General features: G+C 68.2%; 12 protein-coding genes. 7 read left to right on the top strand and 5 right to left on the bottom strand.

Features of this window, described 5'->3' with window-relative positions; all coding sequences use genetic code 11:
• Nucleotides 1-9: 9 nt before the first annotated feature.
• The 5 genes from IEX88_RS08785 to IEX88_RS08765 all read left to right on the top strand — a co-directional run bounded on the left by IEX88_RS08785 (nt 10) and on the right by IEX88_RS08765 (nt 5333).
• Complete coding sequence (locus IEX88_RS08785) at nt 10-831, top strand: ABC transporter permease (RefSeq protein WP_188850199.1); 822 nt, start codon at nt 10-12, stop codon at nt 829-831.
• Nucleotides 828-2462 carry an ABC transporter ATP-binding protein gene (locus IEX88_RS08780; RefSeq protein WP_188850198.1) on the top strand — a complete coding sequence of 545 codons (1635 nt, stop codon included), beginning with the start codon at nt 828-830 and terminating at the stop codon, nt 2460-2462. The genes IEX88_RS08785 and IEX88_RS08780 overlap by 4 nt, the downstream gene beginning before the upstream one ends.
• Nucleotides 2463-2607: 145 nt before the next feature.
• On the top strand, nt 2608-2862 hold the full coding sequence (locus IEX88_RS08775) for a type II toxin-antitoxin system HicA family toxin (RefSeq protein WP_188850197.1): 255 nt from the start codon (nt 2608-2610) through the stop codon (nt 2860-2862).
• Nucleotides 2859-3197, top strand: a complete 339-nt coding sequence (locus IEX88_RS08770) for a type II toxin-antitoxin system HicB family antitoxin (RefSeq protein ID WP_188850196.1) — start codon at nt 2859-2861, stop codon at nt 3195-3197. Before IEX88_RS08775 ends, IEX88_RS08770 begins: the two co-directional genes overlap by 4 nt.
• A gap of 108 nt (nt 3198-3305) precedes the next feature.
• Nucleotides 3306-5333, top strand: a complete 2028-nt coding sequence (locus IEX88_RS08765; RefSeq protein WP_188850195.1) for a CocE/NonD family hydrolase — start codon at nt 3306-3308, stop codon at nt 5331-5333.
• Nucleotides 5334-5381: 48 nt separating this feature from the next.
• Here the strand turns inward: IEX88_RS08765 and IEX88_RS08760 are convergent, their stop codons facing one another.
• The 5 genes from IEX88_RS08760 to IEX88_RS08740 all read right to left on the bottom strand — a co-directional run bounded on the left by IEX88_RS08760 (nt 5382) and on the right by IEX88_RS08740 (nt 9986).
• On the bottom strand, nt 5382-6293 hold the full coding sequence (locus tag IEX88_RS08760; protein ID WP_188850194.1) for an alpha/beta hydrolase: 912 nt from the start codon (nt 6291-6293) through the stop codon (nt 5382-5384).
• Nucleotides 6294-6388: 95 nt separating this feature from the next.
• On the bottom strand, nt 6389-7996 hold the full coding sequence (locus IEX88_RS08755) for a globin-coupled sensor protein (protein WP_188850193.1): 1608 nt from the start codon (nt 7994-7996) through the stop codon (nt 6389-6391).
• Between the two features lie 263 nt (nt 7997-8259).
• A complete protein-coding gene (locus IEX88_RS08750; RefSeq protein ID WP_188850192.1) occupies nt 8260-8493 on the bottom strand; it encodes a hypothetical protein in 234 nt (77 codons plus the stop codon).
• Nucleotides 8494-8515: 22 nt separating this feature from the next.
• Nucleotides 8516-9424, bottom strand: a complete 909-nt coding sequence (locus IEX88_RS08745) for a universal stress protein (RefSeq protein WP_188850191.1) — start codon at nt 9422-9424, stop codon at nt 8516-8518.
• Between the two features lie 289 nt (nt 9425-9713).
• Entirely contained in the window at nt 9714-9986 is a 273-nt protein-coding gene (locus IEX88_RS08740) for a DUF2312 domain-containing protein (RefSeq protein ID WP_188850190.1), read from the bottom strand.
• 258 nt (nt 9987-10244) lie between these two features.
• Here IEX88_RS08740 and IEX88_RS08735 point away from each other — a divergent pair, with 258 nt between their 5' ends.
• Together IEX88_RS08735 and IEX88_RS08730 are read left to right on the top strand one after the other, a co-directional pair.
• Nucleotides 10245-11213, top strand: a complete 969-nt coding sequence (locus IEX88_RS08735; RefSeq protein WP_188850189.1) for an ABC transporter substrate-binding protein — start codon at nt 10245-10247, stop codon at nt 11211-11213.
• Nucleotides 11214-11239: 26 nt separating this feature from the next.
• Nucleotides 11240-12952, top strand: coding sequence for an ABC transporter permease (locus IEX88_RS08730; RefSeq protein ID WP_188850188.1), 1713 nt, complete (start codon nt 11240-11242; stop codon nt 12950-12952).
• The last annotated feature ends 10 nt before the right edge of the window (nt 12953-12962 follow it).

The following is a 12962-nucleotide window of genomic DNA, read 5'->3' as shown; positions in this document are numbered from 1 at the left end:
GGTCCCAACATGAGATGGCGCACCATCCCCTTGAGTGCCTGGATCGGCATGTCCGGCATCGCGCTGGCGCTGTTCTGCGCTTTGTTCGCCCCGTATATCGCGCCCTATGGCGAGACCGAAGTGGTCGGCGACGTCTGGGAGCCGATGGGAGCGACCTTCCTCCTCGGCACTGACAATCTCGGCCGGGACCTCTTGTCGCGCCTGATCTTCGGGGCGCAGACGACGATCCTCGTCGCCGCCTGCGCGACGCTCCTGTCCTTCTCGCTCGGCATCCTCCTGTCCTTCACCGCCGCCGTCCTGCGCGGCTGGACCGACCAGGCATTGTCGCGGCTGAACGACCTGATGATGGCGATCCCGACGCTGATCTTCGCCCTCGTCGTCCTCGCCGTCCTGCCGCAGAAACTGTGGATCCTGATCCTGGTGATGGCCGTCCTCGATTCCACCCGCGTCTTCCGGCTCGGCCGGGCGGTGGCGACCGACATCGTCGTGATGGACTTCGTCGAGGCGGCAAGGCTGCGCGGCGAAGGCACCGGCTGGATCATCTTTCGCGAGCTGCTGCCGAACGCGCTGTCGCCGCTGCTCGCCGAATTCGGCCTGCGCTTCGCCTTCGCCGTGCTGTTCCTCTCGACGCTCTCCTTCCTCGGCCTCGGCATCCAGCCGCCGGCCGCCGACTGGGGCGGCATGGTCAAGGACAACAAGGACGGCATCATCTTCGGCATCGGCGCCGCGCTGATCCCGGGGGCGGCGATCGCGCTGCTCGCTGTGTCGGTGAACCTCGTCGTCGACTGGCTGCTCAACCGGACCTCCAGCCTGAAGGGCGGCCGCGGATGACCAACGAGCTCCTCTCCGTCCGCGACCTCGTCATCGAGGCCCGCATCTATCCGCCGGGCGAGCCGGCGCGCAACATCACCATCGTCCACGGCGTTTCCTTCGACGTTGAGAAGGGCAAGGTCCTCGGCCTGATCGGCGAGTCCGGCGCGGGCAAGTCGACCATCGGCCTCGCCGCGCTCGGATACGGCCGCGGCGGCATCACGATCTCCGGCGGGACCGTGACCCTCAACGGCACAAATCTCGTCAGCTGCGGCCCGTCGGAACTGCGCCAGCAGCGCGGCGCAAAAGTCTGCTATGTCGCGCAATCGGCGGCGGCGGCCTTCAACCCGGCCTTCCGGCTCGGCGACCAGATGATCGAGGCGGCGCTGAAGCACGGCCTGATGACGCGCGAAGAGGCCCGAAAAAAGGCCGACCACCTGTTCAAGATCCTCGGCCTGCCGAACCCCGAAACCTTCGGCCGCCGCTATCCGCACCAGGTCTCCGGCGGCCAGTTGCAGCGCGCGATGACGGCGATGGCGCTCCTGCCCTCGCCCGACCTCATCGTCTTCGACGAGCCGACCACGGCACTCGACGTGACGACGCAGATCGACGTACTCGTCGCCATCAAGCGGGCGATCGAGGACACCGGCACGGCCGCAATCTACGTCACCCACGACCTCGCCGTCGTCGCCCAGATCGCCGACGACATCATGGTCCTGCAGCAGGGCAAGACCGTCGAATACGGCACGACGCGGCAGATCCTCGAGGCGCCGCGCGAGGAGTATACGAAAAAGCTCGTCTCGATCCGCCAGCTCGGCAAGGCGGAGGCGGTGGACCAGTCCGACAAGCTCCTGTCGATCGACCATGTTGACGCCGGCTACCCCTCGGGCCTGCGCGTCCTCCACGGCGTCTCGATGCACCTGCCGAAAGGCCAGACGCTCGCCGTCGTCGGCGAATCCGGCTCGGGCAAATCGACGCTGGCGCGCGTCATCACCGGCCTGCTTCCGGCGCAGAACGGCCGCGTCTTCTTCAAGGGACGCGAACTGCCGGCGGAGCTGGCGAAGCGCTCGCGCGACGACCTGCGCAAGATCCAGATGATCTACCAGATGGCCGACACCGCGATGAACCCGCGCCACACCGTGGGGCAGATCATCGGCCGCCCCCTCACCTTCTATTTCGGCCTGCGCGGCGCCAAGAAGGCGGCCCGCATCCGCGAGCTCCTGACCGAGATCGAGATGGATGCGGGCTTCATTGACCGCTACCCCGCCGAGCTTTCCGGCGGGCAGAAGCAGCGCGTCGCCATTGCCCGGGCGCTCGCCGCCGAGCCCGAACTCATCCTCTGCGACGAGCCGACCTCGGCGCTCGATCCGCTCGTTGCCGACGGCATCTTGAAGCTCCTGATGCGCCTGCAGAAGGAAACCGAGGTTTCCTACCTCTTCATCACCCACGACATCGCCACTGTCCGCGCCATCGCCGATAGCGTCGCCGTCATGCACCGCGGCCGCCTCGTGCGCTTCGGCCCGAAATCCGAGGCGCTTTCGCCGCCCTTCGACGATTACACGGACCTCTTGCTGAAGTCGGTGCCGGAAATGCGGGTGGGCTGGCTGGAAGAGGTGCGAGACCAGAGGCGGATGGCAGCGGCGGGGAATTGAGCTCTCGATATCCTCGCGTCGTGAGCTTCTGGGGCGCAACGTTGAAGATGTCGTCATGCCACGCCTGACCGGGATGACGAGCATGAAAGCTCGCTTCCGTTGACTTCGGTACTGGATAATAGTACCATTATGCGTCGGAAAACGAATGAGGCGCAAGCATAGAGCCACGATTCAGGCGATCTTTGCCCGACCTGTCGCCGGCACGCTCCGCTGGCAGGACATCGAAGCACTGTTCCTGGCCTTGGGCGCCGAGATCGACGAAGCGCAGGGCTCGCGCGTCCGGGTCTTTCTGTTCGGAGAGGTCCGGGTGTTTCATCGCCCGCACCCATCGCCGGACACTGATAAAGGTGCGGTCGCGGCGATCCGGCAATGGCTCGAGGCAAACGGAGTGAGACCGTGAGGAACATCATCGAGATCGATGGCCGCAAGGCGCTCGTTTCCTATGATCCGGAAATCGGCATGCTGCGCGGCGCATTTATCGGGCTCACCGGCGGGGCCGACTTCTATGCCAAGGATACGGACAAGCTGGCCGAGGAAGGCTCGATTTCGCTAAGAGTCTACCTGGAAGGATGTGCCCAGCGTGGCGTCGAGCCGTTCAAGGCATTCTCCGGAAAATTCAACGTCCGGCTCGATCCGGCGACACACGAGGCGGCGGTCGCTGCTGCTGCGGCTGCCGACAAGAGCCTGAACGAATGGGTGGCCGAGGCCATCAGCGAGGCCGCCCGGGCTGCGTGACCCGTGCTCGTGCGCTAGCCCTTCGTCCTCTCCACCAAGCGGGGGACGCCACCGCGCGTGGAGCAAGCCCCTCCCCGCCCCAACAGATTTCCCAAAATCGAGTTGCTTATGCCCCATACCGTTATCGAAAACACCTGGATCACGCTTGCCGACGGCACGCGCCTCGCCGCCCGTCTCTGGATGCCGGACGGCGCGGCGCGCGAGCCCGTCCCGGCGATCCTCGAATTCCTGCCCTACCGCAAGCGCGACGGCACCAGCCCGCGGGACGAATCCACCTATCCCGCCTTCGCCGAGGCCGGCTATGCCGGCGTGCGCGTCGACATTCGCGGCTCGGGCGAATCCGGGGGCGTGATCGACGGCGAGTACACGCCGCGTGAACTCTCCGACGCGCTGGAGGTGATCGACTGGATCGTGGCGCAGCCCTGGTCGTCCGGCGCCGTCGGCATGATGGGAATCTCCTGGGGCGGGTTCAACTGTCTGCAGGTGGCGGCGCTGAAGCATCCCGCGCTGAAGGCGGTGATCTCGCTTGCCTCGACCACCGACCGCTACAATGACGACATCCACTACAAGAACGGCTGTCATCTCTCGGCCAATCTCGCCTGGGCGTCGAACATGCTGGCCTACCAGTCGCGCGCGCCCGATCCCGCCCTCGTCGGCGATGCATGGAAGGCGATGTGGCTGGAGCGGCTGGAGGGCGAGCCCTTCATGCTGGAGGAGTGGCTTGAGCATCAGCGCCGCGACGCCTTCTGGCAGCACGGCTCGATCGGCGAAGATTTTGACGGCTTTCCCGTGCCGGCGTTGGTCATCGCCGGCTGGGCCGACGGCTACCGCAACACGCCGCTGAAGGCGGTCGAGGGTCTCGGACCCAAGGCCAAGGCGCTGATCGGTCCCTGGGTGCACAAATATCCCCATTTCGCCTGGCCGAAACCGCGGATGGATTTTCTCGGCGAGGCGATCCTGTGGTGGGATCGCTGGCTGAAGGACGTGCCGAACGGTGCCGAGGCGCTGCCGCAGGTGCGCGCCTACATCCTCGACGGCCCCCGCCCCGCCCGGCGACGCGCGGAAGACCCGGGCCGCTGGGTGGCGGTCGACACCTGGTCGGCGCCGGACATGATGATGCTCCATGCCGATGCGCAGCGGCGCCTGAGCACGGCCACGGCCACGGCCAACGGCACGAATAATGGCGGCACGACAAGCGGCAATCCGGGAGCGCGGTTCTTCCTGCAGTCGCCGGGAGATACCGGCATCATGGCCGGCGAATATTTCACCCTGAAGCCCGATGCCGAGATGGCCGGCGACCAGCGCCGCGACGATGCGGGTTCGCTCACCTTCGAAACCGCACCCCTCGAAGCGCCGGTCGAACTCCTCGGCCAGCCGCGCCTGACGCTGTCGCTGGTGCCGGAGGCGCCCTCGGGCAACCTCATCGCCCGCCTCGTCGACGTGCATCCCGACGGCACAGCGACGCGCGTCAGCTTCGGCGTCCTGAACCTCACGCACAGAGACGGCCATGCCGAACCCGCGGCGCTGGTGCCGGGCGAGCGCGTCACAGTGACCGTGGTGCTCGATGCCTGCGGCTATCGTTTCGGGCCGGGGCACCGGCTGCGGCTGTCGCTGTCGACCGCCTACTGGCCGATCGTGCTGCCCGCCCCCGACGCCGGCGCCGTTTCCATCGACACCGCCGACCTGACGCTCGGCCTGCCGCTCCTCGGCCAGGCCACGACGGTCGCCCTGCCCGAGCCGGCCGCCCCCGATCCGCTGCCGACCTATATCGAGCATGCTCCGGGGAAGACCGAGCGGCGCGTGGAGCATGATCTCCAGGCGGGGCTGACGCACTACCATATCCTCGAGGACACCGGCCTGTTCGAGCATCCCGGCACCGGGCTGTCGACACGGCAGGTGCGCGACGAGGTCTGGTCGATCGATCCGAGCGATCCCCTGTCGATGCGGGGCTTGTCGCGCTGGACAACGGAGATGCGCCGGCCCGGCTGGGTGGTGCGGACGAACACGGTCGCGCGCATCGCCTGCACGGCGAGCGAATGGCTGATCTCGGCCGAAGCCACCGCGTCCGAAGGCGAGGGCGATGCCGAGGTGCATCGCAAGACCTGGGAAAAGCGCATTCCGCGCGACTTCATGTGAGCGGCCGGAGCGGCGGAGCCCCGATGTCCGCCGCGCCCCTGGCTCCCCTCAGCCGGCGCGGCGCACCATCGCGGCAAGGGCCGCCGCGAGCGCGTCGAAACCAGCGCGCGCGCCCGGGCTCATGTGCCGGGCCCGCAGCCAGGCATGCACCATCTCGGGCTCCTCGCGAAAAGCGACGTCGATCCCCGCTTCGGCGAGCCGGGCGGCATAGCGCCGGCCATCATCGCGCAGCGGATCGAAACGGGCGACCGTGATGTAGGCTGGCGGCAGGCCGTGGAGGTTTTCCGCCCGCAGCGGATGAGCCACGGCGTCGTCCTCGGCGGCGGCGTAGAGTCTGCGGTAGTAGGCGACGTCGGCCGTCGTCAGACCCGGCGCCTCCGCCATCTCGGCATAGGAGCCGCTGACGAGGTCGCCGCCGAGCCCGGGATAGATCAGCGCCTGCCCCCCAATTCCGGACAGGCCCTCGTCGCGGGCGCGCAAGGCCAGACCCGCGGCGAGATTGCCGCCGGCGCTGTCGCCGCAGAGGACGAGGGTCCGCCCCTCGGCCAGGAGCGCGCGCAGCACCGTCATGCCGTCGTCGGAGGCGGCGGGGTGGAGATGCTCGGGCGCCAGCCGGTAGTCGACGGCAAAGAGCTCCGCCGCGGCGGCCTCCGCCAGTTCCGCGCAGATCGCGTCATGGCTCTCCAGCGAGCCGACGACGAAACCGCCGCCGTGCAGATAGAGGATGGTGGCCATCGCTTCGGTGCGGGCCGGCCGGTAGTGGCGAACGCCGACGCCGCCGATCGACCGATCGAGGCTGGTCAGGCCCGCCGGGCGCGGCGCGTCGAACTCCCGGCAGAGCCCGTCGTACCAGGTCCGCTGCTGCGCGATCGACGCGGCGACGGCATTGGGGGGATAGTAGCCGTCGCACATCGCCTGGAACTGCAGGATCTCGGGCTCTGTCGGCTTGCGGGCGGTCATCGGCGGCTCCTCGTCGGCGGCCGGAGACTAGCAGAACGAGAGAGGGCCGGCAGTCTCCTGCCGGCCTTCTCTGTCGCCTTGAACAGGCGAAGTGGTCAGAACTCTTCCCATTCGGATGCGGCCGGGGCTGCCTTCGGCGCGGCACCGCCGCTGCCGGTGGTGCGCATCTGGGCGACGGGGCGCGGCGCGGCGCGGGAGGCTGTCGGCCGCGGCGCAGCGCGGGCAGGCTTTGCGGCCCCCATGCCGCCGGACGACGTCTGGAACCGGCCGATCAGGTCGGACAGCGCCTCGGTATCGGTCGTCAGGGTCTGCGCGGCGGCTGTCGTCTGCTCGACCATGGCGGCGTTCTGCTGCGTGACCTTGTCCATCTGGTCGGCAGCGCCCGAAACCTCGCGCAGGGAGACCGACTGCTCCTTGGCGCTGCGGGCGATCTCGGCGACGACGCCGGACATCTCGCCGACCTTTTGGACGATCTCGCCGAGCGACTTGCCCGAGGCCGTGACCAGATCGACGCCCTCGCCGACCTGCTTGGAGGAGGCCGAAATCAGGTCCTTGATCTCCTTGGCAGCTTCCGCCGAACGCTGGGCGAGCCCGCGCACTTCCTGCGCCACCACGGCGAATCCCCGGCCCGCCTCGCCCGCCCGTGCCGCCTCGACGCCGGCGTTCAAGGCGAGGAGGTTGGTCTGGAAGGCGATCTCGTCGATGACGCCGATGATCTTGCCGATCTTGTCGGAAGAGGTCTCGATCTCGGCCATGGCGAGGACCGCACGGCCGACGATCTCGCCGCCCTTCTGGGCGTTGGTCTGCGTCACCATCGCCGTTTCCTGGGCGCGGCCGGCACTGTCGGCGGTGTTCTTCACCGCTCCGCTGACCTCGGAAAGCGCCGCGACGGTCTCCTCGAGGCTCGCCGCCTGCTGCTCGGTACGCTGCGCGAGGTCGTTGGAGGCGATCGAGATCTCGGCGAGACCGGTCCGCAGCGAATGGATCGAGGAGACGACGGCGCCGAGCGTTCCATCCATTTCCGCGACCGCGTCGTTGAAATCCTCGGCCATGGCCTGGAACTCGCCCGGCAGGTCGGAGGAGACGCGCCAGGCCATGTTACCGGCCTTCAGCTGCTTGAACGCTTCGCCGAAGGCGCGAAGAGCCGCCTTCTGCTCGGTTTCGGTCCGCTGCTTGGCTTCTTCGGCGACCTGGCGCTCCGCTTCGAGCGTCTCCAGATAGACCGAGACGGCATAGTCCATGTCGAGCAGCGCCGCCTTGACCACGACGCTCAGCTGGTCGGCCAGGCCTTGCGACTTGCTGCGGCCGAAGCGGGAGGGCCATTGCTTGGCGACGATCGACCCGATCAGGCTTTCGAGGATCAGCGCATAGCCGCCGATATACCAGCGCGGCTCCAGCCCGAGACGCGCATGCACCTTGCCGACGGTCGAGACGCCCGTCACATAGGTGGCGTCGAACTCGGCCCCGGCAATGACGCCCCAGTGATTTTCCTGCCGGCCCTTGGCGGCGGCGATGTGCTTCTCGTCGGAGAAATACTTCTTGGTATGGGGGTTGCTGCGCACCTTGGTGTAGAACGCGTCGAGCGCCTCGCCGACACTGCTCTTGATCGTCGGCTGCATCTGCCGCAGCACGCCCCGGGACTTCGCGTCCATACCGAGAAAGTCGAGACGTTCGCGCAGTGCGTTGGTGTCGATAGCGTCCATGAAAACCGCCCCTAGATCAGTAAGACTTGCTTACCGACAGATTGTACTTATATGGCTTGAGATATTCTTGCCACACGTTAACAACAGGGGATTAATAGTCCTCTAAGAGCGCCTGCCATTTCTCTTCGGGAGATCTGCCGCGCGGGGCTCCCGCCCTGCGTGGCCTTGGAGACGATCCCGAAGTCCAACCGTCCGGCTTTCGGAAAAGTAAGTGCGAAAACCAAGGGGTCGAACAGGGGGGCGATGCGGAAAGCCCTCCCGTTTCAGGAGAGCCGTGCGTGCAGAACGCGCTTCGGCAGCTTGTCGCGACAGGGCTCTGGGCGGTCGACCAGGACGTGCACGGCATGGCCGAGGCGGAAGATCCGGTCGGCCTCGTCGACCGCCGCCCTGATGGCATCGACGCGCCGGCTGAACGTGCCGTTGGGCTCGTGGCAGAAGGATACCGTCCAGGCGTCGCCCCGCGGCTCGATCTCGAACGTCAGCTCGGTGGAATGCATCGACTGTCTCCTCCGGTTAAGATCAGTGCGCCATCAGCAGCGGAACGCGGCTCTTCTGCAGAAGATCGAGCGTAACGCCGCCGAGGATTTTCTCGCGCAGCCGCGACCGGCTGTAGCCGCCGACGACGAGCAGCCCGGCGCCGACATTGGCAACCTCGTCCATCAGCGCGTCGGCAGGACGGGGATGCTTCGGCAGGTGCCGGATTTCCACGGGAACGCCGTGGCGAACCAGATGGCGCGCCATGTCGGTCGCCGGGGCGCCGCTGAGCTCCTCGCCGGCATTGTCGGCGACGACGGTCAGATAGACCCGCCGGGCCCGCTGCAGCAGCGGCAGCGCGGCGGCGACCGCATGCGCCGACTCGCGCGTGTCGCGCCAGCCGACCACGACGGTCTCGGCGGAGGCGGGAAAGTTGGTCGACGGCGGCACCGCGAGGACCGGCGCTCCGGCTTCGAACAGGATCGTCTCGAACATTTCCGGCAGCAGCGTGCCGCCGCCATAGGGCAGCGCCATGACGACGAGATCGACCACCCGGGCCAGCGGAATGGCGGCGGCCATCAGCTCGCGCCGGCTGCCATCCTGGCGCCTCAGATCGGCACTCGCCTGCATGGATTCGACGGCGGCGCGCGCCTGGCGCTCGATCCGGTCGAGCTCATGCTCCTCGCGTATCCAGACGTCGGGAACGCCGTCAGCAATGGCCCCGCCGCCCAGGCCGACCAGGGGAACCTCGTTGGTCAGGAAGCCGCAGACATGGGCGCCGGACGCCGTCGCCAGGGCGTCCGCCCGGGCGATGACGGCGGCATCGCGGACCGATCCGTCGAGGTGGACGAGAATGTCGCGAAAGCTGCGGTCGGCATGCAGGCCATGGCGGGCGACGTCGATGGCCGCGCGCGTTTCCTGGCAAGATGGCTTCAACTCGGTTGCACCGGACATGTGCGCCTCCCTCACGGCCGGGAGACAAGTGCGCCTCCGCCGGGCGAAGAATCAATGAACCGGCCAGGCAACGCCTTGATCCGGATCAAGCCGGGGCGACGAACGCGAAACTTTCGCGCAGAGCGCGCCGGAAATCGATGCACGCCGCTTGCGGCGTCGGCAGAGGACGATCCCACGCGATCGCGGCATCAATGCCATGATCGGGCACCGCGCGACGCGCCGGCAGAAGAGGCGCGCGGGCGCCGGCAAAGACGGAACCGACCGAGCGGCCGATCCCGTCCTTGGTTTTTCAGGCGGCCTTGGCGGACGGGGCCTTCTCGGCCTCTTCCATGGCGCGAACATAGAGGTCGAGGACGGTGTCGTGCTCGTCGCGCTCGTCCTTGTCCTGCTTGCGCAGCTTGATGATCTCTTTCAGGATTTTGACGTCGAAGCCCTCGCCCTTGGCCTCGGCGAAGGTTTCCTTCTTGCCCTCGTTCAGCTCGGCGATCTCCGTCTCGATCTGCTCGATCCGCTCGATGAAGGCGAGGATCTGACCGCCCGCGATACCAACCGTGTCACTCATGCTTGCTCCTTGAAGTCTGTGCCGGCGCACCATCGGCGGGAGCCGTGACCATTTTGTTAACGACGTTGGCAGGGCTCGGCGTGCCGCAGGGTCACGGTCCGGCGCGGCCAGCGCGGGTGCCGGGCGGCCCCGCCGGGCACAAGCGGCCTTGCGCGGCGTCGCAGCCGATGCGATGCGAGGACAAGCGATCGTGTCATCCGCCCGTCACCTCGGCGGCCTACGGCATGTCCCGATCAATGCTCACGATTCGAGGTTTCCATGCGTTCCGCCCTTCTCGCCGCCTGCCTCCTCGCCGCCAGCCCGGCCTTCGCCGCGGACGGCACGCTGGTGCTCTACACCAGCCAGCCGAACACCGACGCGCAGCAGACGGTCGATGCCTTCATGGCCGACAATCCGGGCGTGAAGGTCGAATGGGTGCGCGACGGCACACCGAAGATCATGGCCAAGCTCCGGGCCGAGATCGAGGCCGGCGCCCCGCAGCCCGACCTCCTCCTCATCGCCGACGTCGTGACCATGCAGGGGCTGAAGCAGGAGGGACGGCTGATGGCCTATCCCGAGGCCGACCTCTCGGCCTTCGCCGATGCCCAGTCCGACCCCGACAAGACCTTCTTCTCGACCAAGCTGATCACCACCGGCATCGTCTACAACACCAAGGCCCCCTTCGTGCCGACCAGCTGGGCCGATCTCGAAAAGCCGGAAGCCAAGGGCCTCGTCGCCATGCCGAGCCCGCTGACCTCGGGTGCCGCGCTCATCCACACCGTCACCCTCACCGGCAATCTCGGCGACGGCTGGGGCTATTATGAAAAGCTCGCCGCCAATGGGGCGCAGGCCTCCGGCGGCAATGGCGACGTCCTGAAGGCAGTCGCCGGCGGCGAAAAGCTCTACGGCATGATCGTCGACTACATGCCGATCCGCGAAAAGGCCAAGGGCGCGCCGGTCGAGTTCGTCTTCCCCGCGGAAGGCGTCTCGGCCGTGACCGAGCCGGTGGCGATCCTGTCCACCGCCAAGAACCCGGAAGCCGCCAAGGCCTTCGTCGACTTCGTCCTGTCGGAAAAGGGCCAGGCGCTGGCCTCCAGCCAGGGCTACATCCCGGCGCGGGACGGCGTCGCTCTGCCCGCCGGTTATCCCGAGCGCTCGGCGATCAAGGTCCTCTCCTACGACGCCGCCGCGGCACTCGCCGACGAGACGGCGAACAAGGAAATGTTCACCGAAGCGATGGCCCAGTAACCATCAGCAGCGAACCGAAAGTCGCGATGTCTTCGACGCTCCTTTCCGGCCGCGGGTTTGTCCCGCGGCCGTTTGCGCGCCTGGGCTTCGGCCCCGCTTTGGCGCTCGTCGTCATCCTTGGCCTCGGCGTCCTGCCGATGGGGCGGATCGTCGTCGAGGCGCTGGTGCCGGGCGGCGCGGTCGATCTCCAGGCCTTCGCGGCGCGTCTCGGCAAGGCTTCGGCTCTGCGGGCGACCTGGAACACGCTCGACACCGCCTTTTGCGGGGCGCTGATCGCGCTTGCCCTTGGCACCGCCTTCGCCGTCGCCGTCTCGATGACCGACCTGCCGGGCAAGCGCACCATCGGCTTTCTCTTCCTGCTGCCGCTGATGATCGCGCCGCAGGTCACCGCGCTCGCCTTCCTGCAGCTGCTCGGCCCGTCGAGCGCCCTCCTCGGCGCGCTCGGCCTCGCGCCGCCGCCCGGCACCGCCAACCCGCTGCACGGCCGCAGCGGCATCATCTGGCTCTACGGCATCCAGCACGCGCCGATCGTCTTCATCACCCTGCGCGCCGGCTTCGCCCGGATTCCCCGTGACCTTACGGAAGCTGCCCGTGCTGGCGGCGCCGGGGCGCTGGAGACGCTGCGCACCATCATCCTGCCGATCGCCGCGCCCTATTTCGCCGCCGCCGCGGCGCTCGCCTTCGTCTCCGGCGTCGGCAATTTTGGCATCCCGGCGCTGCTCGGCCTGCCCGTCAACTATCTGACGCTGGCGACGCTGATCTATCAGAAACTGTCGAGTTTCGGCCCTTCCGTGCTGCCGGAGGTGGCGGCGCTGTCGACGCTGATCGGGCTGCTCGCCCTCGCCGGCGTCGCCTGCCAGTCGCTGGCCTTGCGCGGCACCGGTCACCGCCTCGGCAGCGGCACGCCGGCGCGGTTTGCGCTCGGCGCCTGGCGCTGGCCGCTCGGCCTGGCCGCCTTCGCCATCGTCGGCCTGATCCTCGTCCTGCCGGCCCTGGCGCTATTGGCGACGTCCCTGGTGCCGACCGTCGGCGTGCCCCTGTCGCTCGCCACCGTCACGCTCGACAATTTTGCCGAGGTGCTCATGCGGCAGGCCGCGACGCTCAGGGCGTTCCGCAACTCCTTCCTGCTCTCCGGCGCCGCGGCGCTGATCCTCGCCGTTCTCGCCGTGCCGCTCGTCGTCGCCGGGAGAGGTTTCGGAGCGCGGACGCGGCGCTGGCTGTTCGGCTCGCTGACCCTTGCCTATGCCGTGCCCGGCATCGTCCTCGCCATCGCCTGCATCCTCCTCTTCCTGAGGCCGCTGCCCCTGATCGGCAGCCTCTACGGCACCGCCGCGATCATCCTCGTCGCTTATCTCATGCGCTTTGCGACGCTGGCGCTGCAGCCGGTCGAGGCGGCGATCGGCCAGATCGCCGGCGACCTGACGGAGGCCGCCGCCGTTTCCGGCGCGGGCCCGCTCCGGCGCATGGCCACGATCACCGCGCCGCTCGCCCTGCCCGCAGCGGTCGCTGGCGCCCTCCTGGTGTTCATGAGCGCCTTCAACGAACTCACCGTCTCGGCCCTGCTCTGGTCGGGCGGCAACGAGACGCTGGGCGTCGTCCTGTTCAGCCTGGAAGAAGCGGGCCTCGCCAGCGCCGCGGCGGCGATCGCGGTCACGACGGTGGTGGTCGTCGTCGCGCTCCTCGCCATTCTCGACCGGCTGGCGCGGCGCCTGCCGCCGGGCGTCCTGCCCTGGCGCTGAGGCCCCGCGG

Source organism: Aureimonas glaciei, from assembly GCF_014643375.1.
In the GTDB taxonomy this organism is placed as follows: domain Bacteria; phylum Pseudomonadota; class Alphaproteobacteria; order Rhizobiales; family Rhizobiaceae; genus Plantimonas; species Plantimonas glaciei.
This window is presented reverse-complemented; position numbering and strand designations above follow the sequence as displayed.

What these genes read in the sequence shown, in the direction of transcription:
- IEX88_RS08785 (WP_188850199.1), top strand. Translation starts at nt 10, where the DNA reads ATGAGATGGCGCACCATCCCCTTGAGTGCCTGGATCGGCATGTCCGGC.
- IEX88_RS08780 (WP_188850198.1), top strand. Translation starts at nt 828, where the DNA reads ATGACCAACGAGCTCCTCTCCGTCCGCGACCTCGTCATCGAGGCCCGC.
- IEX88_RS08775 (WP_188850197.1), top strand. Translation starts at nt 2,608, where the DNA reads ATGAGGCGCAAGCATAGAGCCACGATTCAGGCGATCTTTGCCCGACCT.
- IEX88_RS08765 (WP_188850195.1), top strand. Translation starts at nt 3,306, where the DNA reads ATGCCCCATACCGTTATCGAAAACACCTGGATCACGCTTGCCGACGGC.
- IEX88_RS08760 (WP_188850194.1), bottom strand. Translation starts at nt 6,293, where the DNA reads ATGACCGCCCGCAAGCCGACAGAGCCCGAGATCCTGCAGTTCCAGGCG.
- IEX88_RS08755 (WP_188850193.1), bottom strand. Translation starts at nt 7,996, where the DNA reads ATGGACGCTATCGACACCAACGCACTGCGCGAACGTCTCGACTTTCTC.
- IEX88_RS08750 (WP_188850192.1), bottom strand. Translation starts at nt 8,493, where the DNA reads ATGCATTCCACCGAGCTGACGTTCGAGATCGAGCCGCGGGGCGACGCC.
- IEX88_RS08745 (WP_188850191.1), bottom strand. Translation starts at nt 9,424, where the DNA reads ATGTCCGGTGCAACCGAGTTGAAGCCATCTTGCCAGGAAACGCGCGCG.
- IEX88_RS08740 (WP_188850190.1), bottom strand. Translation starts at nt 9,986, where the DNA reads ATGAGTGACACGGTTGGTATCGCGGGCGGTCAGATCCTCGCCTTCATC.
- IEX88_RS08735 (WP_188850189.1), top strand. Translation starts at nt 10,245, where the DNA reads ATGCGTTCCGCCCTTCTCGCCGCCTGCCTCCTCGCCGCCAGCCCGGCC.
- IEX88_RS08730 (WP_188850188.1), top strand. Translation starts at nt 11,240, where the DNA reads ATGTCTTCGACGCTCCTTTCCGGCCGCGGGTTTGTCCCGCGGCCGTTT.